The following is a 23,620-nucleotide window of genomic DNA, read 5'->3' on the forward strand; positions in this document are numbered from 1 at the left end:
TTGACTGAGTGGGTTCGACGCGAGGCGCGACAGTGACGGCGTCCTGCCATCACTGCACGAGTCAGGCCTTTTCGCTGTTCAGTCGCTGTTCCAGTTCAGCAACCTGCTTCTCCAGCGCTTCGACCTTTTCCCGCGTGCGCAGAAGCACCGCCTGCTGGGCATCGAACTCCTCGCGGGTCACCAGATCCAGCCGTGCAAGGACGGACAGAACCGTGGCGCGGGCGTGCTGTTCAAAATCGTCCCGGGCGGCTTTGGCCATATCGGGGACGAACTGACCAACCTGCCCCTGCAGCTGTGCAAATAATTCCTGTGGTGTTTTCAAGATCGACCTCTGTGGCTCCCAAGGCATGGCCGGAAAAGTGTACCATAATCGTGGTGATACAAGGCCGGCCCCGCGCGCACCGAAATGGCGCACCAATCCGGTACGTTACGGATCAGTGCGCACCATAGTAAGGCAAGCGCGTGACCCAAATGAGGGCCAGGCTCAAGTAATTCACTGTTTTAAAGGGTAATTTTTGCGTTGGCACACCCGATGCTTAAAGCCTCGTACGCAATCCGCACACACTGTGTGCGAGGCGGCAGCATCCCGAGCTCAAACAAAAGGAGCCCCTGGAAGCCCGACGCGAGTCCGGTGTTTTCAGAGAATCCACCAAACGAAAAAGTTTGAGACGGCATTACCAAGGAGACAGCAATGAAACTTGTGACAGCGATCATCAAGCCTTTCAAGCTGGACGATGTCCGCGAGGCATTATCCGAGATTGGCGTTCAAGGCGTGACCGTCACCGAAGTCAAAGGCTTCGGGCGGCAGAAGGGGCACACCGAGCTCTACCGGGGTGCGGAATACGTGGTGGACTTCCTTCCCAAGGTCAAGGTGGAAGTGGCAATCGGCGACAACCTGCTCGACCAGGTCATCGAGTCGATCACCAAGGCAGCCAACACCGGCAAGATCGGCGACGGCAAGATCTTCGTGACCGAACTGGAGCAGGCCATCCGGATCCGGACCGGTGAGACCGGGGAAGAAGCCGTTTAAGGCTGACGGAATCCGATAACAACGCCAACGCAATTACCCCATTCATCCCTGAAGAGCCTTGTGCGGAGGGCTTCACATGGAAAACAATGTTTTCGAATTACAGTACGCTATAGATACGTTTTATTTTCTTGTCATGGGCGCATTCGTCATGTGGATGGCAGCGGGCTTCGCCATGCTGGAATCCGGACTGGTCCGTGCCAAGAACACCACTGAAATCCTGACCAAGAACGTCGCGCTCTACGCCGTGGCCTGCACCATGTACATGGTGTGCGGTTACGCCATCATGTATGGCGGCAACGTCTTCCTGTCCGGCATGGGCACCATCGACGTTCCCAGCATCCTCAACGACTTCGCGAACCGCGATGGCGGCTTCGAGGGTGGCTCCATCTACTCCGGCGCTTCCGACTTCTTCTTCCAGGTGGTCTTCGTGGCGACCGCCATGTCCATCGTTTCCGGTGCCGTGGCCGAGCGCATGAAGCTCTGGACGTTCCTGATCTTCGCCGTCGTCATGACCGGATTCATCTACCCGATGGAAGGTTCCTGGACCTGGGGCGGCGCGTCTGTCTTCGGCATGTACACCCTGGGCGACCTGGGCTTCAGTGACTTCGCCGGTTCCGGCATCGTTCACATGGCCGGTGCGGCCGCAGCTCTGGCCGGCGTCCTGCTGCTGGGTGCCCGTAAAGGCAAGTACGGCCCGAACGGCGAAATCCGCGCCTTCCCGGGTGCCAACCTGCCGATGGCCACACTGGGGACCTTCATCCTGTGGATGGGCTGGTTCGGCTTCAACGGCGGTTCCGTCCTGAAGCTGGGCGACATCGCCAGCGCCCACTCTGTGGCCATGGTCTTTCTGAACACCAACGCGGCGGCCGCCGGTGGCGGTATCGCAGCCCTGATCACCGCGCGTCTGATGTTCGGTAAAGCGGACCTGACCATGCTGCTGAACGGCGCCCTGGCTGGCCTGGTGGTCATCACCGCCGAGCCGTCCACTCCGAGCGCTCTGGCAGCCACCCTGTTCGGCGCCCTCGGCGGTGTCCTGGTGGTCTTCAGCATCGTCACCCTGGACAAGCTGCGCATCGACGATCCGGTCGGCGCCATCTCCGTCCACGGCGTCTGCGGTCTGCTGGGCCTGCTGCTGGTCCCGGCCACCAACGGCGACGTCAGCCTGAGCGGCCAGATCATCGGCGCCCTGACCATCTTCATCTGGGTCTTCGTGGTGAGCCTGATTGTCTGGGGTATCCTCAAGGCGGTCATGGGCCTGCGGGTTTCCGAGGAAGAAGAGTACGAGGGCGTGGATCTGTCCGAGTGCGGTATGGAAGCCTATCCGGAGTTCGTCAGCACCAAGTAGGCGACGCTTCGGTCCAAAGCAGAAAGGCGCCCCTCGGGGCGCCTTTTTTCGTTGCCACATCCGGAATCCTGAAGCACGCAAGCTCTAATAGCTGGTACCGGCCCGGATCGACTGGCTGAGTGTTTGCTGCAGGTAAAAGTTGAGTTCCAGTTCCGCTTCGAGGGCATTCTCGAAAGGCCCCTGGAACGTGCCTTCGCGGGTTTCGAAATACCAGGCGCCATTCACATAACTGAACCGTTCGGTGCGAAACCAGTTCTTTTCCGTTTCTCCCTGTCTTACCACCATCTTGCCCCCCTGACATAAGCGAAATCACTGTGCCGACGGGCATACCCGGCCACACTGGGGATCGGGCGATCCGGCCAACAGCATTCCGGGGATGCGAGCTTTCTGAACGACTTCACACTAAGCGTAGGAGATCAGCAGCGACGGGAAAGACTGATTTGGAAACAGCTAAAAGGGCGTTATAGCGGATAGGCATCAAGACCGGCCCCGGGGCGGGACCGGCTATCGGACCAATCAATCCTCGAAGATATCCCGCATGAACTGCGGCTGGGCCAGGGCGCCCTTGTGGATGTCCTCGTTGTAGTAGCGCGTCACGAACGGGCGCTCGGCGGCGTCTTCCTCACGGAAGTAGTGCAGCGGGTTCTCCTTGCTGGCCATGGTGCAGCTCCACCAGCCCGTGGGATAAACCGGCTGCGGGAACGGCAGCGTCACCACGTGATCCAGACCGGCCTTGTGCATGTCGGTGTGGATGTCCTTGATGATGGTGTCCGCGTGCAGCAGCGGGGATTCGCTCTGTTGCACGATGATGCCGCCCTCACGCAGGGCCAGCATGCAGTCCCGGTAGAAATCCAGCGCGAACAGGCCTTCGGCCGGACCCACCGGATCGGTGCTGTCGATGATGATCAGGTCGATGCTGTCCGGATCGGCGTCGCGGATCCACTGGATGCCGTCGCCGAAAAAGAAGTTGGCGCGCGGGTCCTCGTTGGACTCGCACAGCTCCGGGAAATATTTCTCCGACATGCGGGTCACCCGCTCGTCGATCTCCACCTGCCAGGCCTCTTCCACGTCCGGATGTTTGAGCACCTCGCGCAGGGTGCCGCAGTCACCACCGCCCACCACCACGACCTTGCGCGGCGCACGGTGGGTAAACAGGGCCGGGTGCGTCATCATCTCGTGGTAGAGGAAATTGTCGCGGCTGGTCAGCATCACGCAGCCGTCCAGCACCATCAGGTTGCCGAAGGTCGCGGTCTCATAGATTTCCAGTTTCTGGTAGGGCGTCTGCTCTTCGTGCAGCTTCTGCTTCACCTGTAGAGAGAACGCCGTGCCCTGGTCCTGGAAAACCTCGGTGAACCAGCCATCGTTCAGTGCTGACATTGTTTCATTCCTCCTGCCCTGTGGGTCGAAAGCCGCGATTGTAGAGAGTCATTGTCCTGCGCCAAAGCACAAAAATACAGGTATTTGCCGAAGTCGACATCTTACGGCGCTTCCCGCTAAGCGCCTGCTTTCTTTACAATGGCGCCTCAAAGACAGGACGGATTCGGCCATGACAGACAGCAACGCGCACAAGGTCTACAACATTGCCCACTGGGGCGAAGGTTACATCGATATCGACTCGGCCGGTGACGTGCTGATCCGACCGGACCGGGGCCAAAGCGGAGCGTCCATCAACCTGCCGCAGCTGACCCGGGAACTGCTGGACAAGCAGGTTCAGCTGCCGGTCCTGGTGCGCTTCGGCGATATCCTGCATGACCGCGTCAACAGCCTCTGCGACGCCTTCAACCGGACGGCCCGGGACAAAGGGTATCAGGGCCAGTACACCGCCGTTTACCCCATCAAGGTGAACCAGCAACGCCACGTTGTCGAGGCGCTGACCCGGGCCGAGCCCGCCGCCAGCAACGGCCAGATCGGCCTGGAAGCCGGCAGCAAGCCGGAATTGATGGCCGTCCTGGCGCTATCCCGCAAGCCGGGCTCGGTCATCGTCTGCAACGGCTATAAGGATCGCGAGTACATCCGCCTGGCGCTGATCGGCCAGAAGCTGGGCCACACCGTCTTTATCGTGGTGGAGAAGCAGTCGGAGCTGCCCGAGATCCTGGAGGAAGCCAAGGCCCTGTCGGTAAAACCGCTGATCGGCGTGCGCGCCCGGCTGGCGACCATCGGCAAGGGCAATTGGCAGAACACCGGCGGGGAAAAGTCCAAGTTCGGCCTGTCCGCCAGTCAGGTGCTGGAGACCGTCGAACGCCTGAAGGCCGCCAATGCGCTGGACTCGCTGCAGCTGCTTCATTTCCATCTCGGCTCCCAGATCGCGAACATCCGCGATATCCAGACCGGCCTGAAGGAATGCGCCCGATTCTACAGTGAACTGCGCGACCTCGGCGCGCCCATCGAAACGGTGGATATCGGCGGCGGCCTGGGCGTGGACTACGAAGGCACCCGCTCGCGCAGCAGCTGCTCGATCAACTACAGCATGGGCGAATACGCCTACAACGTGATCCACACCCTGCAGACCGAATGCGATCGGGTCGGCATCCCGCACCCGAACCTGATCAGCGAATCCGGCCGGGCCATGACCGCCCACCACGCGGTGCTGATCACCAACGTGATCGATGAAGAGGCGCCGGCCAATCCAACGCCGAACGCGCCGGCCAGCGACGCTCCCGGCCCGCTGCACGACCTCTGGCGCGACTACAACAGCCTGCAGGATCGTGACCCGAACCGATCCCGGGTCGAAATCTACCACGACGTGATGCACGCCATCAGCGACGTGCACGCCCTGTTTGCCCACGGCCTGCTGTCGCTGCCCCACCGGGCCGAGGCGGAACAGCTCTATACCGCCTGTTGCCGCGCCCTGCGCGCCCGGCTCGAAGCCGGCAACCGAGCCCACCGTGAGATCATCGACGAGTTGAACGAGAAGCTGGCCGAGAAACTGTTCATCAACTTCTCCCTGTTCCAGTCGCTGCCGGACGTCTGGGGCATCGACCAGATCTTCCCGGTACTGCCCATCAGCGGGCTGAACCAGCCGATCAATCGCCGCGCCGTGGTGCAGGACATCACCTGTGATTCCGACGGCCGGATCGACCGCTACGTGGACGGCCAGGGCGTGGAAACCACCCTGCCCCTACCGGAGGCCAAGCCCGGCGAGCCGATGCTGATGGGGTTCTTCATGACCGGGGCCTACCAGGAAATACTGGGCGACATGCACAACCTGTTCGGCGACACCAACTCCGTCGACGTCAGCCGTGGCGACGACGGCAGTTACCGGATCCGGCATCTTGTCGAGGGCGATACCGTGTCCAAGATCCTGCGCTATGTGAACTTCGACCCGGACGCGCTGCGCCAGGCCTACCGGAGCAAGTTCGAAGCGGCCAAGCTGCCCGACCAGGAAAGCGAGGCCCTGCTGGCGGAACTGGAGCAGGGCCTGGAAGGCTATACCTACCTGGAGGACTGACCGCGGGCTTCGGTCCGGTAGGCCGACGGCGAACAGTGCTCCCACTTGCGGAAGGCCCGGCCGAAATTGGACGGGTCGCTGTAGCCCAGTTGCCAGGCGATCACCTCTACCGACTGGGACGTGCGGGTCAACAGCCAGCGCGCGCGGACAGTACGGACTTCATCCAGCAGGGTCTGGAAACCGGTGCCTTCCCGCTTGAGCTGCCGGCGCAGTGTCCGGGGCGAGACGTGCAACCGTTCTGCCACCGCATCCAGTCCCGGCAGGGGCTCGCTGGTGACGCTTTCCAACACGCTACGAACCCGTCCCGAGACCCCCTGATGCTGCGCCAGTCGGACCAGCTCCGCCTCGCATTCCGCTTCAGCCAGACGCCGGGCCACCGGATTGTGCAGTGCCATGGGCAATCCCAGCATGTCGGCCTGAAAGCGCAGTTGGTTGGCCGGCTGGCCAAAATGGGCCGCATCGCCGAACAGGGCCGCGTAGCGGGCCCGGTGTGCCGGCTCCGGCGCTGGATACGCCAACCGGCAGGAGCCGCCGTACATGAGCTGTTTGCCGAACAGCAACTGATTGACATCCATCAGCGCCGCCAGCACCGCCTCAACATTGAAGCGGTAAAGATCGTCAAAGTCGTGGCGCATGGTCAGCTGGATCACCGCCTCGCGCCCCTCCACAAAGAACGTCAGATCGATGTACGCGAAACGGATCGAGAAATACTTGGCCAGTGTCCGCAGCGCCTCGTCGATGGTGGCGCAACTGATGGCCGCCTGGGACAGGGAGCCGTGGGTGGTGAATTTGAGCCGCTGGCCGAACGCCAGCCCAAGCGCGGGATCGTCGCTCTGCTGCAACGCCTCGCGGCAGACCGCGACGAATTCCGCCACTGTCAGCAGCGTGTCCGGATGGGCCAATCGATCGGCGGACAGACCCGCGGCGGCAAACACGGCATCCCGCTTGCCACCTTCCTCTTCCAGAAGCTGGCCCAGAATTTCCACGTAGTGCGCGCGGATCGCGGGGCTGTGCAGGTCGAGGGCATCACTCATCGGCGTCAGTGCTCATGAGACGTGGGTGACCGGCAGGTTAAAGGCCGATGCGCCTTGCCACAATTACCCCATCGACGGACCGGCGCTGACGGTTGGGTCATTTTCAGTTTTTTTTGCTCGCCGGGTGATCCGGCCCAAACCGACCGGCGTAAATCCGCTGGACTGACAAACCGATGGCGAGCACTTAGAATGATGACATCAACTCGTGCAAAGACAGCCACCACAGGGGATCGCAACGTGTCCACGCCGAATCCCGGCTCCAACCGAACAGAGGGCCGAAAAGACCCCTGGAGCCAGCTGCTGGACAAAGTCGGCAAACAGCAGGACCGGGAAGCCTATCGGGCCCTGTTCCAACACTTCGCGCCGCAGATCAAGTACTACGCCATGGCAAACGGCCTGGCTGGCCAGGCCGAAGAGCTGGTGCAGGAAGTGTTCGTGTCCATCTGGCGCCGTTCCTGTCTTTACGACTGGCGCAAGGCCGCTGCCTCCACCTGGATTTTTACCATCGCCCGGAACCAGCGCATCGACATGCTGCGCAAGATGCAGCGCTCCCGCGCGGAAATGACCGTCGACACGGAGGATCTGTGGCAGATTCCCGGTGACGACGAGAACGAGCCTGTCACCTCCCTGCACCGACTGATGTCGGAACGCCGCATCCGGGACTCCCTCAAGCACCTGCCGGAAGAACAGATCACGGTGATCGCCAAGGTGTATATGGAAAACAAGTCCCACCAGATCGTGGCCGATGAATTGAACATCCCGCTGGGCACGGTCAAGAGCCGCGTCCGGCTGGCGCTCAACAAGCTCAAAGTTATTCTGCAGGACCAGAACGCATGACCCAGCACCATCCTGACAGTCACAGCCTGATGGAATTCAGCGCCGGGAACCTGAGCGATCCCCACGCGCTGTGTATTCGTCTCCATCTGGACGAGTGTCCGCACTGTCGCAGTCGCGTGGATACCCTGGACAGCCTGGGCGCCGTCCTGATGGACGAGCAGCCCGGAGCGGGCGTGGCTGACGATGCGTTCGACCGACTGATGTCACGCATCGATGCCGGCACACCGGAACCCCAGCCCAAGCCGGCACCACGCGGCAACCCGTTGCAACGGCTGCTGGGCGAAGACCTGAATCTCCTGCCCTGGAAGCGGCAGCTGGCCGATGTCAGCGTGCTGGACATCAGCCATCTGTTCCCGGGCCAGCCGGAGAAAGTTGTGCTGCAGAAACTGGCGGCGGGCGGCAAGGCCCCGGCACACACCCACCGCGGCCTGGAAACGACGATCGTACTGCAAGGCGCGTTCACCGACCACAAGGGCGTGTTCAACCAGTGGGATTTCGTGGTGCTGGACGAGCACGACGAACACCGGCCGGTGGCGCTGGAAGGCGACGACTGCATCACCCTGTCCGTGCTCAGCGCGCCGCTGAAGCTGACCGGCACCTTCACCCGTTTACTCAATCCGTTTATCCGATAGCCGATCTTGTTCTCACTCGCCCCGGCCTGCCGGGGCTTTTTTTGTGGGCGAGCCAGGCCCCCACCCTGTCCTACCACGGCAATGACGATCCGTCCCAGCTGAAGAACTGGCCGTTGTGCTCCGTATCCAGGCCATCGTAGATCGTCAGCAGGTTGGTCGCCGTATCGTGCGGCTCATGCACCTGCAATTGCGCCAGGGACTGCTGGAACGGTTCGCTCAACCGCGTGCGGGTGGTGCCGGGATGGACGGCCACGCAGGTGACCGGCCGGATGCGCCGTGGCAGCTCGATGGACAGGTTCCGTGTCAGCATGTTGAGGGCGGCCTTCGAGGCCCGGTAGCCGTACCAGCCACCAAAACCGTTGTCGCCGATGGACCCCACCTTGGCGGATACGGCCATGATGCGTTTGAGACGCTTGTGACGCAGCCAGGGCAACAACGCCTGAACCAGCAGCACAAACGCCGAGGCGTTGATCTGGAAGGCGGTTGCCAGTGCCCCGGCATCCAGGTCCTCCAGCCGCTTCTCCGGCTGGATGCCTTCGCCGTGCAGACGGCCCGTCGCATAGATCACCCCATCGATATCCTCCTGCAACGCCAGTTCGGGCGCCGGGTCGAGCGCATCCCAGGGCAACAGCGACAGGGCGTCGCCGTATTGGTTCGCCCAATCCGCGGCCGCATCAGGGCGACGACAGAGGCCGGTGACGATGGTGTCCGGGCGCTCCAGCAACTGTTGGATCAAGGCGCGACCGATGCCACCGGTGGCGCCGGCGACGACAATATGCGGCATGGGATTCTCCGTCTTCAGGGCTCTCCCCATCATTACGCCCGGCAACGTTGCGCGGACTTCAGGCACCCTGTCCGAAAATGACCGATACTTGTCAGCTTTTGACCTTCTTCCCTGGCGCGGTATCTGGAGAATAGAACCCGTTGATTAGTGTCTCTGAACTAGTCCGGCTTGTTCCCTTCGGGGTAAGCCATCTTGCTTGTCCAGCCACGCCCTATGGCGTGGCTTTTTTTATGGCGCCGCTGATCCCCTCGTTATCCCGCCACGGTTCCGGTTTTCACGCATCCCCAGTCAATGCCGTCGTCGCCCAGCTCAGGTACAATTCGCGCTCCAGTCATCCCGACAGATGAGGTTCCCCGGGAGAGCGCATGAACGCAGACGATTTCAGCTTCCGTTTTGGCGGCATCGAACGGCTCTACGGCCGGCGGGCCCTGCAGGCGTTCCGTGACGCCCACATGGCCATCGTGGGTCTGGGCGGCGTGGGGTCCTGGGCGGCCGAAGCGCTGGCCCGCAGCGGCATCGGCCAGCTCACGCTGATCGACATGGACGACGTCTGCGTGTCTAACACCAACCGCCAGCTGCATGCCCTGGCCGGCGAATATGGGCGCACCAAGACCGACGTCATGGCCGATCGATTGCGCGCCATCAATCCCCAGCTTCAGGTCAACGTCCACTTCGGTTTCCTGACCCCGAAGAACGTGACCGAGCTGCTGGACGATGGTCTCGACGGCGTGGTGGATGCGATCGACAGCGTCAAGGCCAAGGCCGCCCTGATTGCCCACTGTAAGCGGCGCAAGATCCCACTGGTGTGTGCCGGCGGCGCCGGTGGCCAGATGGACCCGACCCAGATCCAGGTCAGCGACCTGTCGCGCACCACCCAGGACCCATTGCTGGCCAAAGTGCGCAACCTGCTGCGCCGGGAATACCACTTTTCCCGCAATCCCAAGCGTCGATTTGGCATCGAAGCGGTGTACTCGCTGGAGCAGCTGACCTATCCTGCCGGAGACGGCGAAGTCTGCCTGCAGAAGCCGGACACCAGCGGCCCGGTCCGGCTGGATTGCGCCTCCGGCTTTGGCGCCGCCAGCCCGGTCACGGCGACCTTCGGTTTCGTGGCGGCATCGCGCCTGCTGAATCGACTGGCACGGAAGGTGCGGCTGGAGCCGGAACAACAGCAGGATGTCGCTCTCAGCTAAACGGTGACGGCCAGTTTCAGGCCTCATCAATACACATGCCCGTCACCTGGACGTGGCCGTTTCCACCGGAATGGATGATTAGCCCTGTCTATGTCTGCGAACGTTGTTCTCCTGCTCGCGAGCATCGGTGTCCTTTCCCTGTTCTGCCAGTGGCTGGCATGGCGAGTGCGCATGCCGGCGATCCTGTTCCTGCTCGCCGGCGGGATTGCCGCCGGCCCGCTTCTGCACTGGCTGGAACCCCAACAACTGTTTGGTGACCTGCTGTTTCCGCTGGTGTCCCTGGCGGTGGCCGTGATCCTGTTCGAGGGCAGCCTGACGCTGAGGTACCAGGAGATCAAGGGCCACGGCCGCATGGTGCGCAACCTGGTGCCCATCGGATCGATCGTGACCTGCACGGTCGGCACCCTGGCGGCTCACTGGGCGCTCAACATTTCCTGGGAAGTGGCCCTACTGTTCGGTGCCATCTGCATCGTCACCGGCCCCACGGTGGTCGCCCCACTGCTGCGCTCGGTCAAACCCGCCGCCAAGCTGGCCAATATCCTGCGCTGGGAAGGCATCATCATCGATCCGGTGGGGGCGCTGCTGGCGGTTCTGGTGTTCGAGGGGATCGTCTCCTGGGGCCAGGGCAACGTCTTCGAGCACTCGCTGTATATCTTCGGCAAGACCATTGTCATCGGCATCGTGCTGGGGGGCATTGCCGGCTGGCTGACCGGCGTGGCGCTGCGCAAGCACCTGCTGCCCCAATACCTGCACAACGCCGGCACACTGACTTTCATGCTGGGCATTTACGCCTTCTCCAATGAGATGGCCCACGAGTCCGGCCTGTTGACGGTCACTGTCATGGGCATCTGGATGGCGAACATGAAACAGGTGCCCATCGAGAGCATCCTGGAATTCAAGGAATCCCTGAGCGTCCTGCTGATTTCAGCCCTGTTCATCATCCTGGCCGCGCGCGTCGAGTTCACCGCCATTGCCGATCTGGGCTGGCCCCTGGTGACGGTCCTGGCGGTCCTGATGTTCGTCGCCCGGCCCATCAGCATATTCCTGTCCGCCATAGGCACCACCCTCAATTGGCGGGAAAAGCTGTTTCTCAGCTGGATCGCGCCGCGCGGGATCGTCGCCGCGGCGGTCTCCGCGCTGTTTGCGTTCCAGCTGCAGAAACTCGGCTACGAAAGTGCCGGCGTGCTGGTGCCCCTGGTGTTCATCCTGATCATCGCGACGGTGACCCTGCAAAGCCTGACGGCCCGCCCGGTGGCCCGACTGCTGAAAGTGGCGGAACCTGCGGATTACGGCTTCCTGATCCTCGGCGCCAACAGCGTCGCCCGCCAGATCGGCCAGGCGCTGCAGAAAGTCGAGGTGCCGGTGGTACTGACCGACACCAACTGGGAGAACGTGCGCCAGGCGCGCATGGACAACCTCAACGTCTACTTCGGCAACCCGGTGTCCGAGCACGCCTCGACCCACCTGGACCTGACCGGCATCGGCAATCTGCTGGTGATCTCGCCCTACAAGCAGCTTAATTCGCTGGCGACCTACCACTTCCTGGACTGGTTCGGTAACGGCAGTGTCTACAGCCTGTCGGAAGGCGACCAGGATCAGAAAGCACGCCACCAGACTGCCGAGAAGATCCAGCAGACCCGCGGCCTGTTCGGCGACGTCAGCTATGCCAAGCTGGCCAGCCTGGTGAGCAAGGGCTATACGGTGAAAACCACCCAGTTGAGCGATGCGTTCAGCTACGAGGACTTTCAGGCCCAGTACGAGAACCAGGCCCTGCTGCTGTTCGTGATCGACCCGCGTGAGCGAATCCAGGCCGTCACCTCACAGTCGAACCTGAAGCTGGACAAGGGGTGGATGCTCCTGAGCCTGGTGCCGCCGCAGCCACCCAAGGAGCGCAAGGAGAAGGACGCCGGCCCGGAACCGGTCGGCGCAACCGCAACGGCCTGACGAGGACAGCCGGGTCGTGTTAACGGGCCTGGCAGTCCAGCACCAACTTGCCCCTGACGTGCCCGGTCTCCAGCCGCCGGTGGGCATCGGCGGCACGGGCCAGCGGGAAGATCTCGTCCACGTGCAGGCGAACGTCACCGTCTTCAATCAGCTCGGCAATCTCCTCCAGGTGGAAGATATCAGGCCGCACGGTCATGCCATGGGCCTTGAGCCCCATGTTTTCGGCTTCGGTAATGATGCTGTCCGCCGTCACCGTCGGCACGGTGACGAGTACTCCATGGTCGGCCAGGCAATGCAGCGAGCGCTTGCCGGTATCGCCGCCCACCAGGTCGTAGATCAGGTCCAGACCGTAGCAGGCGTCGACAAAGTCGTCCCGGTTGTAGTCGATCACCTCGTCCGCCCCCAGTGTCGCCAGGAAATCGGCATTGCTGGCGGACGCCGTGGCGATCACGTGGGCGCCGCGGGCACGGGCAAACTGGATCGCCAGATGGCCGACACCGCCAGCGCCGGCGTGGATCAGCACCTTGTGATCCGGTTGTAACTGCCCCACTTCAAACAGCCCCTGCCAGGCGGTCAACGCCGCCAGTGGCAGGCCGCCGGCTTCGATCAGATCCATCTCTTCCGGCACGACGATCAACTCATCAGCCCGGGCCAGGGCGTATTCGGCATAACCACCGCCCCCGCCGGGAAAACCGATCATGCCCATCACGCGATCGCCGGCAGACAACGTATGCACGTCGTCCCCGACATCGGTGACGGTACCGGCCACATCATAGCCGGGCGTCCAGGGCAGATGATCCTGGATCTGCTGGGCGGCAAAACCCAGTCCCTTGCGGGTTTTCCAGTCGATGGGATTGAGGCCTGCACCGGCGACCCGGATACAGACCTCGCCGGCCGCCGGGACCGGATGCTCGGCCTCCACCAGCTTCAGTTCATCGGCTTCCCCGAAGCGCTCATAGACTATGCGACGCATACTGGTTTCTCCCATGCGGCGTTGGGAAACGCCGGACCCGCAGATTGCTGCGGGACGGCCGGTTTCCAGGCGGGCGGACACCTGCTTTTCAGCAAGCGTAGCAGAATCCGGTTTATTCGGTAGTCACCACGGCATGCCCGAGGATGTCGCCGTATTCCTTGGGCACCCGGGCCGGGCGCTGGGTCTTGAGATCCACACAGGCGTGGCTGGACTTGGCCCGCACCAGCGATTTGCCATCGGATTGGCGCACCAACTGGAAACGGCGCGCCGAGCGGAAGCGGCCGTCAAAATCGACCAGCCAGGTGCCCAGCAAGAGGTGATCGCCCTCGTTGGCAGCGGCCAGGTAATCGATTTCCGTGCGGGTGATGGCCATGGCGCGGCCCGTCGCCTCATGCCGTTCCCAGGTCATGCCCAGGCTTTCGATATGGGCCCAGCTCACGTCTTCGAGCCAGCGTACATAGACCACGTTGTTGGCATGGCCAAGACGATCGACGTCTTCAGGCTGGACCACGATGGGCATGATAAACGGGTCCGGGAGATCCCATTCGATAAGGTCGGGCACGTCACTCACGGCGATGTCTCCTTGTTCAGAGCCGGAATACTGCTGATGGGCAGCCGTCCGATGCGATCGTTGTGCAGGGTTCCGAAATACAGCATCCCCAGGTGCGGCTCCACCGAAGTGATCTCCTGCAGATGATGGCCAGTGGTGTCGTGCAGGCTGGCCAGCAGCTTGCCGTCGGCGTCAAATGCCATGACCAGGCCATATTCCTGCACCGGCGGCTGCAGGCTGTCGGGCAGCTTGGCTACCTGCTCCTTGATCCAGGGGTGCGGCTGCATCCAGTCCACCGTCGGATTCCGCGGCGTCGGCAGCGCGACCCAGAAGCGCCCCTGGCTGTCCGCTGCTACGCCGTCCGGGAAGCCCGGCAGATTATCGGCAAACACTTCGGCGGTGCCCGCCTTGCGGCCGGTCAGCCAGTATTTGAGGATGCGGTATTTCCAGGTTTCGTTAACTAACAGGAAACTACCGTCTTTGGCCACCGCCACGCCATTAGCAAAATGGAGGTTGCGCAACAGCACATCGGTCTTGCGGGTGGCCGGGTTATAGCGCAGCAGGCGCCCGTGGGGCTGCATCTCCAGCAAGTCCAGCCGGTATTCGGACTGGTCGAAGCGGGAACTGGCGTCGGTGAAGTAGATCATCCCGTCCGGCCCGATATCCACGTCGTCGGTGAACTTGAAGGGCAGCCCCTCCGCTTCCCTGGACAATGTACGAATCACCCCGTCCGGCGTGATCGAGAGCAGCCCCTTGTAAGCGTCCGCCACAATCAGGTTGCCGTTGCGGTCGAACGCCAGCCCCAGCGGACGCCCTCCGGTGCGGGCCCAGGCTTCCACGCGACCGTCCGGCCAGATCCGCACCACCTTGCCATCCTGGGTGCCGCCGTAGACGCGCCCGGTTTTGTCCACAGCCACGTCTTCCGGCCCGTAGACCTGGCCCTGGGCGATCAGTTCCGCCTGCTTCAGCAATTCATTGTGTGCGGTGCGGCCGGACAGTCCGGGAGACGGCGGCGGCGTCCAGGCCCGGCTATCGACCGGTGACGGCGTCAGCAGAAAGCCGCCGATCAGCAGGAACAGGACCACACAGATTGCATACACCCAGCGCATGAAAGCTCCTTGTTATTGGACTATCCGGCCTTTAAACCCTAGCAGACGCTGCGCCGGCGCTACCGATCAGTTGGGGTCAAACTCACCGTCCAGGAAGCGTCGGCACAGGTTGGCGAACAGATCCGGCTTTTCCGCATGCAGCCAGTGGCCGGTGCCGGGAATGATGCGCAGGGACGCTTTGGGGAAATACCGGTCGAACGCTTCACGTTGTCCCTCACCAATGTAGTCGGAGTCTCCGCCCTTGATGAACAGGGTCGGGCCATCGAAAGGCCCTTCGGCGGTCGGTCCGGCGGCGATGTCCTCGTAATGCGCCTGGATGGCGTCCAGGTTCAGACGCCAGGCAAACCCGCCATCCCCGTCACGCACCAGGTTTTTCAGCAGGAACTGCCGTACGGGCGTCACCGGCACATACTCCGCCAATGCTTTATCGGCCTGTCCGCGGGAAGTCACCCGGGCCAGGTCGAGACGGGTCAGACCTTCGATGATGTCGTCGTGGTGTGGCGGATAGGCCACCGGCGCGATGTCCGCCACGATCAGGCGGTCAACCCGGTCGGCGTGGGCCAGGGCCAGCTCCATCGCCGTTTTGCCGCCCATGGAATGCCCCAACACCGAAGCCTGTTCCAGATGGGCCTTGTCCATATAGCGCAGGACATCGTCGGCCATGGCCGGATACCCCATGGCATCGGTGTGCGGCGAGCGACCGTGGTTACGCAGGTCGAGGGCGTGAATCTGGCAGCTGTCCGTCAGGCGCTGTGACACGCCGCCGAGGTTTTCCAGGGATCCGAAAAGACCGTGCAGGACGATCAGGGGCTCGCCCTCACCCGTCACGCGGTGGTGCAAATCCAGGCTCAAGTCAGCCTCCTTATAGCCAGGCGCGGAGTTCACCCAGCGCCGTCGAATTGAGCAGGTAGGATACCTCATGTTGCAGGGCCAGTTGCTGCACGTCCGCGGCCAGGGCATCCAGGTCGTCCATCTGCGGACTCATGCTGGAATGGTCGGAAACGTAGCCCCACATGTGCTGCAGGGCGTTGCGGATACCGCCCTCCGGTGGCGCCACCCGGGACGCGTTGACCAGGGCCAGCCACAGGGTCTCGAGCGGTGCCGAGCGCGCGGCCACGCGTCGGCCGAAGCTTTCGTAGGCCTGCCGGTTGCGGGCCAGCAGGCTGTACTTGTAGGTGGCCCAGAGTTCGTGATCGTTGCGCGGCATGCGGATCCGGCCACGCTGGCCGGCTTCGGCCCGGGCCGTGATGTAGCGGATTTCCCCGGCCAGCGACGCGGCATCCAGCGGTGGCCAGATAATGGCCTCGCCGGTCACCGCCACCTGCCCGGGCACGGCCTGGCCGCGCAACGTCATCTCGCCCATCAACTGGTTCAGACGCAGGGTCAGGGCATCCTCGTGCCCCAACCAGTTTGCCGGCAGCCGATCACCGGCGCTGCGGCCGCGGTCGGTACTGACGAGCCCCACCAGCAGGCGCATCTGCGCCGCCAGCAAGTCGTCGTCGAGAAACCCGGCATCCAGATCGAACACCCTGTTTTTTTCCATTACCGCTCACCTTTGCGTCGCTGGATCCCGTCAGTTTGGCCGCTCCAGTCACAGAACGGAACGGCCAGAATGGACCATAATGCATTCAGGCCCGATGCCCTCACCGACAACCGGAGTACACCCAAGCTATGAGACGAATCAGTCCCCGCGACAGGCGCCGCTTTCGCCGGCTACCGGCAACGGAACTGAATCTGGCCTGGCGACCGCGCAAGCGCCTGCTTGCCCGCTATCGCCCTATTCAGGGCCACGATTTTACACGGGAAGGCGTCGCTGTCACCGCGGCAGCGGACACATTCAGGGAAGGCGATCAGGTCGAGTTGCTGATCGAGCTGGCTATGGCTGGCGAGAATCTGGTGGCCAGCCGTGTGTTCGCCGACGTGGTCAATGTGGCCTTGGAGGGAAACCAGGCCCGTGTCGGACTGGCTTTCGATGTCGCCGCCAGCCGTCGGTTCGGCGCCGCTGCGCTGCGTGCCCGGCTGGGCCGCATGGAAGGCATTCTGGAACGCAGCGAAAAACAGTGGCTACGCTCTCAGCCGCTGGACAGCATTACCGGGCTTGCGGGTTAATCGGTCGCGACGTTCACCAGCATTGATCCACATCCTCATCGGCCCCCTCAACGCCGGCTTCGGTCAGAGTCAGGGTGCCGCAATCGTCCTGGGTCTGTGCCCCCTGCGGATCGGCTTCCAGGGTGAAAGTCCGGCGCGCCAGTGAGTCCTTGGCAAAATCGAAGGCGTAGTAGCTGTCCAGGCCGCTTTCGGTCGTGCAATCAATATCCGGCAGGGTGTTGGCCGTGCCGCTGCTGTCCTGGTCATAACGCATCTGGGCGGAGCGGAAACGTTCCATGTACTGGGCATATTGCACCAGGCAGGACTCCGCCTGGATACGCCGCGACTTGATCACGTAACGCTGGTAACTGGGGATGGCAATCGCCGACAGGATGCCGTCGATCACCACGGTAATCAGCACCGACATCAACGTAAAGCCGGCCTGCTGGCGTCTGCTGTTCATTCCTCGATCACCTCTCCCCAGGATATGCGTTTGTTACCGGCGTCGCTGGAGCCGGAGTTGGCAACGGTGATGCTGTTGTCGGATGTGGATTCGTCCTGCCACTTCAGGGTGTCGTCGATCAGGGTCGGCGTACTGGGCGTGCTGTCGGTCGACAGCCCGGAGGCCACCTTGCCGTCGACCAGATCGTTCTCATCCACCGTGCCGTCACCGTTGATGTCGTAGTATGCCTCGTCCAGGGCCGCGCCGGTGTAAGGGTCGATCGACATGACGTAGCCGTCGCCGGCGGGGTTGCAGGCGTCCGCCGTGGGAATCAGCGTGGTGCCAATCAGCACGCCGTCGGCCAGGGTATTCTGCAACACCATGCGTTCGCCTTCGGCATCGCCGTCGATGGCCAGGTCCATGTACCAGCCGCGCTGTCCGTCCATATCGCCGTCGGTCGCGGTCGACACGTAACGCACGCTGTAGCTACCGGTGGTGCTCTCCGACTCGATGCTGCGTTCGGTCAGTTCGTCCCGGGACTCGATCAGCCCGTCCTCCGGTTTGATGCCGTACCAGCTCTGGATCAGCGCATTCTCGTCGTTACTGATGTCGTCGGTGGAGAGGTACTTGCCGGTCCCGAAAAATAGCCAGAGCTCTTCATCGTCGCTGTAGGCGCCGGTCATATCGGCGGTGATGGGCTGCGCGTTGCCGTTATCGTCCGTGGCCGTGTAGATCAGGGTGGGCGTGGCCGTGGTGTCGGTCAGGTCGAATTGCCAGACATTGCCCTGGAAATCACCGGCATAGGCCACGTCCGACAGGGCATTGGCGGTTTCGTCACTGTCCCAGACCAGGGGACCCGCCAAGCCGTTGGGAGCATCGGTGCTGCCGGTCTCGGTATCGATCGCACTCAGTTCGCCATCGGCGATGTTGATCAGCAGCAGTTGGGCGGTGGCATCGGCGCTGTTGTACCCATTGCCGGCCACGGCGGTCCAGTTGCCGTCTTCCAGTTTGGCGATGACCGGGGCGCCGAGGGAATAGCCCAGGGTGTCGTCGTCCACTTCCCACAACACGTCGTCGGCGTCGAAATTATCCGGATCGGTCACGTCCAGGCAGAACAGCGCCTTGCCGCCCCGCCCCAGGGAACCGATCAACACCGTGTGCCAGGCGTCGTTGATGTACACGTCCGCAGACACCAAAGTGCCGTCCATGAAGTATTGGTGGTTCTCGTTGTAGTCCGCATCACTAAGGTCACTGACGCCGTTGATCACCGCCGCATGCGGCATGTAGGCAAAGATTTCCTCGCCGGTGTCGGCGTTGAAGGCGTGTACCATGCCGTCGTTCGCGCCGATGTAGACCACTGGGGTGCGGTCAGCGTGATTCTGAGCAAACGTGACGTGGGAATCCGCTTCATCCCAACCGGTGGACTCATACTTGTCTTCATCCGGTGGCCCTACATACAGGGGCGACGAATGGACGATGTCCCCCAGCAGGGTATTGTCACGGGTGCGATAGGTGCCATTGTTGATCAGCTCGTTACTGGTATCTCCGCGCAGATACGCCAGCACATCGCTGTCGCCGATGGCGTCCTGCATGTCGCTGTCCAGATTGTCCCAGACCAGTTCCACGCCCTCCAGACCGTCCCCGGAATCCACCGCGGTATAGATTTGCCGTTCCGTTTCGTCGGGGATGGTGGCCGACCACGCTTTGGCGTCGGTGTTGCCGTCGTCGTCCAGGGTCCAGGCGGACAGGTAACCGCTCCAGTCACCGGATTTGTAGCTGGCCTTGTAGATCCGGGTGTCTTCGGTGAGCGTGGAGCTGTTGGTGGTCAGCGCAGTCCCCGAGCCGGTCCGGGACTGGATGGTGGCCAAAGCGGACTTCAGCCCTTCGGCGAATTCCGTCGGGTTCTGGGCCGAATAAAAGCCACCGCGGCTATTGACACTGGCGTGCAACAGATCGTCTATCTTACCCGCATTGGAATCGGTGGAGGTCCAGGAAATGCTGGCACCGGTATCGATGGCATCGAACGCCTCGTCCGGATCCACGTTGCCTTCCACGCCCAGACCAATGCCCAGCGTGACCATATGTTGCCAGAAGGCCGGGTCGTCATCGGAGGTGGGCACGTCGTTTTCCAGGGACGTCATCAGGTCGTACTTCCAGTAATACATCGCGATGTCGGCGAGGTTGTCTGTGGCCTGGAACAGGAACGGCGACACGGCGTCGTAGGTGTAGCTGTCGCCGTCGGAATTGGTATTGGTCGGGCCGTCACTGGCGTCGTTCTCGGCCGTGGCCGAGGCATTGGTGGCGGTATCGCCGTTCCAGTAGCCGTCGGTGGTCAGGATGGTGAAGTTCTGCCGACAGGACAGCGTGCCGCTGCTGGCGTCGTCCGGTTCGGAATAGTATGGCGCGCTGGTCATGTAGTACTCGCCCGCCGCTCCCAGTGCCCGGCGCAAGGGTGTGCCGTAGCTGTAGCCGGACGTTTGTCCGAAGAGCCAACTGTAGAAGGTGGCCTTGCTGGAGGCGAAAGTCTCGACACCGCTGCTGATGGTGCTGTCGTTGTTGATCCGGCCGTAGCCCAGGCGATAGTCGTCACCCATCTTCTGGAAGGCGATGCTGATCCCGGCCTTCACCGTCATCAGCCGGGTCCGGTAATAGCTGTACCAGTTGGCGACGTTCTGCATTTCGTCTTCGTCGTCGGTATCCACAAAGACCTGGTCGTAGCAGTCGTCGTCCGAGGTATCGCCGGAACAACCGCTGTTGCTCGCGTCATAGACGTAGTAAAAGAACGAGTAGGTGGTGGTATCACAAGAACCGTTACTGCCACCCGGACCGCCTCCTGGACCGCCTCCCGGACCGCCTCCCGAGGATGAGCAATTGGACTCGGAGTACCACTCATTCAGGTCGATCGTGGAATCGTCGGCGTCGGTGGACGTGGATGCGCTGGAACCGGAATCTTCGTAGGCGTAATAGCCGTCAATCAGGGCCGCCGAGAAATCGGCATCGCCGAGGCTGTTGCCGTCCGCGTCCACCGGCGCTGTGTAGGTGGAATCCGGGTTGTAGTAGAGCACGTTGTAGTCCGGCGACTGGCAGGCCGCCGACGCGCTGGAATTAAGCTGCCCCGTGCTCGGATTGACCACCTTGGAACTGTCGTTGTAGGCCGAGCTGCAGTTGGTGTCCTCAGGCATGGCGTCCTGCAGCATGGAGCCGGAGTCATCCAGAATGAACACGATATTGGGCGCAAGCGGATCGCTGACCAGCACCGGTTGGTCGTCGATGGTGATGTCATCAGCCAGGACGGGGCGACCGGCTCCCACGGCCAGCCCGAGCAAGGCCACCAGACACGTCCAGCGCCATCCATTTCGGAACCCTCGGTTTTCCATTGCTGCCTGCCCCCTGCTATAGCGTGCGCTTTACGTAGGCCTGCAGCACCACATAAGCCCGCCCTTCGGAATCGTCTGCTTGCGGATCTGAGCTGCGCGCGGTAATGCGATACACGTAGGCCGTGTCCGTGCCGCTGTTGGAATTGCCGTATTGATTGCTGGTAGCGTTGCGCGAGGCGCTCTCGCTGGACGTGTCGTCCGACACCGTCGCAACCCGGTCGATCACGTACTGCGGCGTCAAGGCCAGGTCGCTGAGTGCCGAAGTGTCGGTGACGGATACCCAGCCGGGCGTATCATCAGAGCGCCCGTTGTCGCCATCACCCAGGGTCTCCGCCGGCGTGGCTTCGCAGAAGCTGTCTTCGCAGTCATAAACCGCACCGTCATCGCCACTGGCGTCGTAGTCGAAATCGTCCACCACCGCCTGCCCTGCCCGCAAAGCTGTCTCGGCCGCCTGGAACGCCAGGTCCCGGTCGTAGAGGTTGCCGGACATGGTTTCTTCCTTACGGGTCATATGGCTGCCGGCCATACCGATGACCAGGATCACGGCCAGCAGGATCAGGGCGATCAATAGGGCCGCACCGGACTCCCGGCGGGCCATCGACGGAGCACGTCCGGTCATGGCAAACGGTTCCTGAGGGTGATCACATGGGTGTAGGTGCGGGCGATGTCTGCCGATTTGCCGCCGCTGCCAACGCCCACGTCAGTGCGGGCGAGTGTCAGCGTGAGCTTCACCGCCACGACGTCTGCCCAGTCGTTGTCATCGAGGGTATCGGCATCGCTGTAGGACGATTGGCCGTCGAGCAGGTACTGAAGGCCCAGCGCCTGCACCGAGTCCACCACCTCCTCCGCTTTCTCCTCGCCGCCGGACAGGGCCATGCGATACAGCGATCGCCCTTCCGGCGTGCTGCAATCGTCGTCACGGCCGTTACAGCCCACATACCAGGCGGTGGAATTAAATCGGGCGAGAAGGCTGTTCTCGTCGTAGGTGTGGGTGTTGCCGGTCCCGGAACAGGACACCGCAGCACCCAGGCCGATGGTGCAGTTGCCCGGCGTCTGGGAGCCGGTCGCGTGCAGCACGGTTGTGCCGGTGGTAGCGGGACCGGACATCTGGAAAATGCTGGCCTGATCGAAATCGCAGACCATCAGGATATCCCCCTGGTTAAAGGGGTGATCCGATGAATTCAAAGTGAAGGTTGCCGTATCCGGGTCGTGGGACACGATGCTGACCGTTTCGCTGCCGGTGCCGGTCACCCAGATAGCGTCGGTGCCGGAAACACGGTCTTCCGCCTCGGTGCCAAACGCAACGCCATCAAACGATTCATCGCCATCGTAACCGGCCAGGCCGTTGCCGAACGTGGCCCACCAGTCGTTGCCGGTGGCGGTCTCGCTGTTGTCGTCGCTGTTATTGAGGACGTTGGCGATGCTCAGATCATTGCCGCAGGGCACATCGCCGGCCCGCCGCACGTCCCGTGACATCAATTCGAAGGCAAACCGGGCGTTTTCCTGTATCCGCCCCATGGCCCGATTGGTCTCATAGATCCGCGAGTTCATCATGAACGCGCCGATCACCGTGCCGATGATGATCAGACCGATGACCAGGCTGATCATCAGCTCGATCAGGGAAAAGCCGGCCTGTGTTCGTCTTCCCCGCATCAGATGGCCCCCGTCAGGCTGACCGTGACGGCATCGGAGTCATCGGTGGCGTCGGTATCGTCCCAGCGAACGGTGACGCTGCAATTGCCGTCGCTGTCACAGCGGATACCACCGCAGGCGTCATCGCCCAGGAGGTCGTCGATCTCGTCGACCCAGTCCGCCAGGTCCGCCTTGACCAGACCGGTGACACCGGTGGGCACCGAGCAGCTTTCGCCCAGATCCACCAGGGTCATGTCGTAACCGGCATCCAGCGCCACGTCGCGGTTGGCGCGCATGCGATCCAGAATCGAGTGAGACAGCATCACCGCAGAACTGCGTTCCATGGCCACGGTGTTACTGCGCAGGGTTTCCAGATCCAGCTTGGCAACACCCAGCAGGCCAATGGTAACGACCAGCATGGCCACCAGCACTTCAATCAGGCTGGCACCGCGCTGGAAGCGAGAGGGAGTCAACGTTGTCATGGGCAGCCCCCCTCTTCCGTGTAGGCCTGACCGACCAGAGTGAAACTGACGCAACGCACATAGTCACCGGACACCACGTCAAAAGCGCCAGTGGCCGTCGCCTCTCCGGTGGGTGCGAAAACAACGCCGCTGATGCTGGCGCTCACGGTCATGTTATCGCCGGGGGAGGACCAGACCTGGACCACATCGTCGATCGTTCCGTCGCCGATGCCGACGATCCAGCCTCCGCTCCAGTCGGTTCCGACGGCACAGCCAGTGCCTGCACTGTCGGCGGGACACAGCGTAGTGCGTTCAAAGCCGTTCATGGCCGTGTCCCGGGCCAGCGCCACGGCGCTACTCAGGCCGAGAGTGGCGGCACGCCCGCGATTGCCCTCGAACAGCGCACTGAAGCTGGGCACGGCAATGGCCAGCAGAATCGCGGCCACGGCCAAGGCCACAAGAAGCTCTATCAGCGTAAAGCCTGGCCCGGCACTCCATTCTGAGCGTGGCATTCCCATGCGGTCCCCTTGCAACACAGTCGATGCAGGTCTGAGGTCAATGATCCATGAATCGTTGCGGGAAGCAGGCAGGACACAGTGGAAGCCCACCCGTCAGGCAGGGAGGTGACTCAGCAGGCGCGCCGAACGACAACAAGCTGCCAGACCGCGGTCTCTCGGCATTTCACCCGGACCCTGACGCAAAACGATTCGGTACAACCAGCATGGTGCCACCGGGCACTGTAAA

The 23,620-nt window shown here is 62.5% G+C and carries 24 protein-coding genes; 8 read left to right on the top strand and 16 right to left on the bottom strand.

What is annotated here, in order from left to right:
* Positions 1 to 61 precede the first annotated feature (61 nt).
* Positions 62 to 322 (bottom strand): accessory factor UbiK family protein, encoded by a 261-nt coding sequence (locus JL474_RS19750; RefSeq protein WP_123636609.1) that lies wholly within the window; start codon positions 320 to 322, stop codon positions 62 to 64.
* A gap of 369 nt (positions 323 to 691) precedes the next feature.
* On the opposite strand from JL474_RS19750, the gene glnK reads away from it, so the two are divergent.
* Both glnK and JL474_RS19760 read left to right on the top strand, forming a co-directional pair.
* Entirely contained in the window at positions 692 to 1,030 is a 339-nt protein-coding gene (gene glnK, locus JL474_RS19755) for a P-II family nitrogen regulator (protein ID WP_004578958.1), read from the top strand.
* A gap of 76 nt (positions 1,031 to 1,106) precedes the next feature.
* Positions 1,107 to 2,375: an ammonium transporter gene (locus tag JL474_RS19760; RefSeq protein WP_203143572.1), complete on the top strand. Its 1,269-nt coding sequence runs from the start codon at positions 1,107 to 1,109 to the stop codon at positions 2,373 to 2,375.
* Between the two features lie 84 nt (positions 2,376 to 2,459).
* Here JL474_RS19760 and JL474_RS19765 read toward each other — a convergent pair whose 3' ends face one another.
* Together JL474_RS19765 and speE are read right to left on the bottom strand one after the other, a co-directional pair.
* On the bottom strand, positions 2,460 to 2,660 hold the full coding sequence (locus JL474_RS19765; protein ID WP_123636612.1) for a DUF6316 family protein: 201 nt from the start codon (positions 2,658 to 2,660) through the stop codon (positions 2,460 to 2,462).
* Positions 2,661 to 2,891: 231 nt separating this feature from the next.
* On the bottom strand, positions 2,892 to 3,752 hold the full coding sequence (gene speE, locus JL474_RS19770) for a polyamine aminopropyltransferase (RefSeq protein ID WP_123636613.1): 861 nt from the start codon (positions 3,750 to 3,752) through the stop codon (positions 2,892 to 2,894).
* A 169-nt stretch (positions 3,753 to 3,921) separates the two neighbouring features.
* Between speE and speA the strand changes: the two genes are divergently transcribed.
* Positions 3,922 to 5,823 (top strand): biosynthetic arginine decarboxylase, encoded by a 1,902-nt coding sequence (speA, locus tag JL474_RS19775; protein ID WP_203143583.1) that lies wholly within the window; start codon positions 3,922 to 3,924, stop codon positions 5,821 to 5,823.
* On the opposite strand, the gene JL474_RS19780 is transcribed toward speA, so the two are convergent.
* Complete coding sequence (locus JL474_RS19780) at positions 5,808 to 6,857, bottom strand: AraC family transcriptional regulator (protein ID WP_203143586.1); 1,050 nt, start codon at positions 6,855 to 6,857, stop codon at positions 5,808 to 5,810. The two genes, speA and JL474_RS19780, sit on opposite strands and share 16 nt — an antisense overlap.
* 189 nt (positions 6,858 to 7,046) lie before the next feature.
* On the opposite strand from JL474_RS19780, the gene JL474_RS19785 reads away from it, so the two are divergent.
* On the top strand, positions 7,047 to 7,694 hold the full coding sequence (locus JL474_RS19785) for a sigma-70 family RNA polymerase sigma factor (protein WP_123636616.1): 648 nt from the start codon (positions 7,047 to 7,049) through the stop codon (positions 7,692 to 7,694).
* The gene (locus JL474_RS19790) at positions 7,691 to 8,326 is read left to right on the top strand and encodes a ChrR family anti-sigma-E factor (protein WP_203143588.1); all 636 of its coding nucleotides are present in this window, start codon (positions 7,691 to 7,693) and stop codon (positions 8,324 to 8,326) included. Before JL474_RS19785 ends, JL474_RS19790 begins: the two co-directional genes overlap by 4 nt.
* A gap of 70 nt (positions 8,327 to 8,396) precedes the next feature.
* Here JL474_RS19790 and JL474_RS19795 read toward each other — a convergent pair whose 3' ends face one another.
* A complete protein-coding gene (locus JL474_RS19795; protein ID WP_203143589.1) occupies positions 8,397 to 9,110 on the bottom strand; it encodes an SDR family oxidoreductase in 714 nt (237 codons plus the stop codon).
* Positions 9,111 to 9,475: 365 nt separating this feature from the next.
* Between JL474_RS19795 and tcdA the strand changes: the two genes are divergently transcribed.
* Both tcdA and JL474_RS19805 read left to right on the top strand, forming a co-directional pair.
* The gene (gene tcdA, locus JL474_RS19800) at positions 9,476 to 10,300 is read left to right on the top strand and encodes a tRNA cyclic N6-threonylcarbamoyladenosine(37) synthase TcdA (RefSeq protein WP_203143591.1); all 825 of its coding nucleotides are present in this window, start codon (positions 9,476 to 9,478) and stop codon (positions 10,298 to 10,300) included.
* Positions 10,301 to 10,390: 90 nt separating this feature from the next.
* Positions 10,391 to 12,244 (top strand): cation:proton antiporter, encoded by a 1,854-nt coding sequence (locus JL474_RS19805; protein WP_203143593.1) that lies wholly within the window; start codon positions 10,391 to 10,393, stop codon positions 12,242 to 12,244.
* 19 nt (positions 12,245 to 12,263) lie between these two features.
* On the opposite strand, the gene JL474_RS19810 is transcribed toward JL474_RS19805, so the two are convergent.
* From JL474_RS19810 to JL474_RS19830, 5 genes are all read right to left on the bottom strand, one after another.
* Positions 12,264 to 13,217, bottom strand: coding sequence for an NADP-dependent oxidoreductase (locus JL474_RS19810; RefSeq protein ID WP_203143595.1), 954 nt, complete (start codon positions 13,215 to 13,217; stop codon positions 12,264 to 12,266).
* 112 nt (positions 13,218 to 13,329) lie between these two features.
* A complete protein-coding gene (locus JL474_RS19815) occupies positions 13,330 to 13,737 on the bottom strand; it encodes an acyl-CoA thioesterase (RefSeq protein WP_203143759.1) in 408 nt (135 codons plus the stop codon).
* 47 nt (positions 13,738 to 13,784) lie between these two features.
* On the bottom strand, positions 13,785 to 14,876 hold the full coding sequence (locus JL474_RS19820; RefSeq protein WP_203143597.1) for an SMP-30/gluconolactonase/LRE family protein: 1,092 nt from the start codon (positions 14,874 to 14,876) through the stop codon (positions 13,785 to 13,787).
* A 66-nt stretch (positions 14,877 to 14,942) separates the two neighbouring features.
* Positions 14,943 to 15,728 (bottom strand): alpha/beta fold hydrolase, encoded by a 786-nt coding sequence (locus tag JL474_RS19825; protein ID WP_203143599.1) that lies wholly within the window; start codon positions 15,726 to 15,728, stop codon positions 14,943 to 14,945.
* A 10-nt stretch (positions 15,729 to 15,738) separates the two neighbouring features.
* Positions 15,739 to 16,419 (bottom strand): DUF1722 domain-containing protein, encoded by a 681-nt coding sequence (locus tag JL474_RS19830; protein ID WP_123636420.1) that lies wholly within the window; start codon positions 16,417 to 16,419, stop codon positions 15,739 to 15,741.
* Between the two features lie 128 nt (positions 16,420 to 16,547).
* Here JL474_RS19830 and JL474_RS19835 point away from each other — a divergent pair, with 128 nt between their 5' ends.
* Entirely contained in the window at positions 16,548 to 16,985 is a 438-nt protein-coding gene (locus JL474_RS19835; protein ID WP_123636421.1) for a hypothetical protein, read from the top strand.
* A 13-nt stretch (positions 16,986 to 16,998) separates the two neighbouring features.
* On the opposite strand, the gene JL474_RS19840 is transcribed toward JL474_RS19835, so the two are convergent.
* From JL474_RS19840 to JL474_RS19865, 6 genes are read right to left on the bottom strand one after another with little or no spacing between them, the layout of a single operon-like run.
* On the bottom strand, positions 16,999 to 17,427 hold the full coding sequence (locus JL474_RS19840) for a type IV pilin protein (RefSeq protein WP_203143761.1): 429 nt from the start codon (positions 17,425 to 17,427) through the stop codon (positions 16,999 to 17,001).
* The gene (locus tag JL474_RS19845; protein WP_203143602.1) at positions 17,424 to 20,783 is read right to left on the bottom strand and encodes a pilus assembly protein; all 3,360 of its coding nucleotides are present in this window, start codon (positions 20,781 to 20,783) and stop codon (positions 17,424 to 17,426) included. The genes JL474_RS19840 and JL474_RS19845 overlap by 4 nt, the downstream gene beginning before the upstream one ends.
* Positions 20,784 to 20,799: 16 nt before the next feature.
* Positions 20,800 to 21,402, bottom strand: a complete 603-nt coding sequence (locus JL474_RS19850; protein WP_203143603.1) for a pilus assembly PilX family protein — start codon at positions 21,400 to 21,402, stop codon at positions 20,800 to 20,802.
* A complete protein-coding gene (locus tag JL474_RS19855; RefSeq protein WP_203143605.1) occupies positions 21,399 to 22,436 on the bottom strand; it encodes a prepilin-type N-terminal cleavage/methylation domain-containing protein in 1,038 nt (345 codons plus the stop codon). The genes JL474_RS19850 and JL474_RS19855 overlap by 4 nt, the downstream gene beginning before the upstream one ends.
* Entirely contained in the window at positions 22,436 to 22,897 is a 462-nt protein-coding gene (gene pilV, locus JL474_RS19860; RefSeq protein ID WP_203143607.1) for a type IV pilus modification protein PilV, read from the bottom strand. Before pilV ends, JL474_RS19855 begins: the two co-directional genes overlap by 1 nt.
* Complete coding sequence (locus JL474_RS19865) at positions 22,894 to 23,388, bottom strand: GspH/FimT family protein (protein WP_203143609.1); 495 nt, start codon at positions 23,386 to 23,388, stop codon at positions 22,894 to 22,896. Before JL474_RS19865 ends, pilV begins: the two co-directional genes overlap by 4 nt.
* Positions 23,389 to 23,620: the final 232 nt, after the last annotated feature.

The sequence above is a fragment of the Marinobacter mangrovi genome (assembly GCF_016798325.1).
GTDB lineage: Bacteria > Pseudomonadota > Gammaproteobacteria > Pseudomonadales > Oleiphilaceae > Marinobacter_A > Marinobacter_A mangrovi.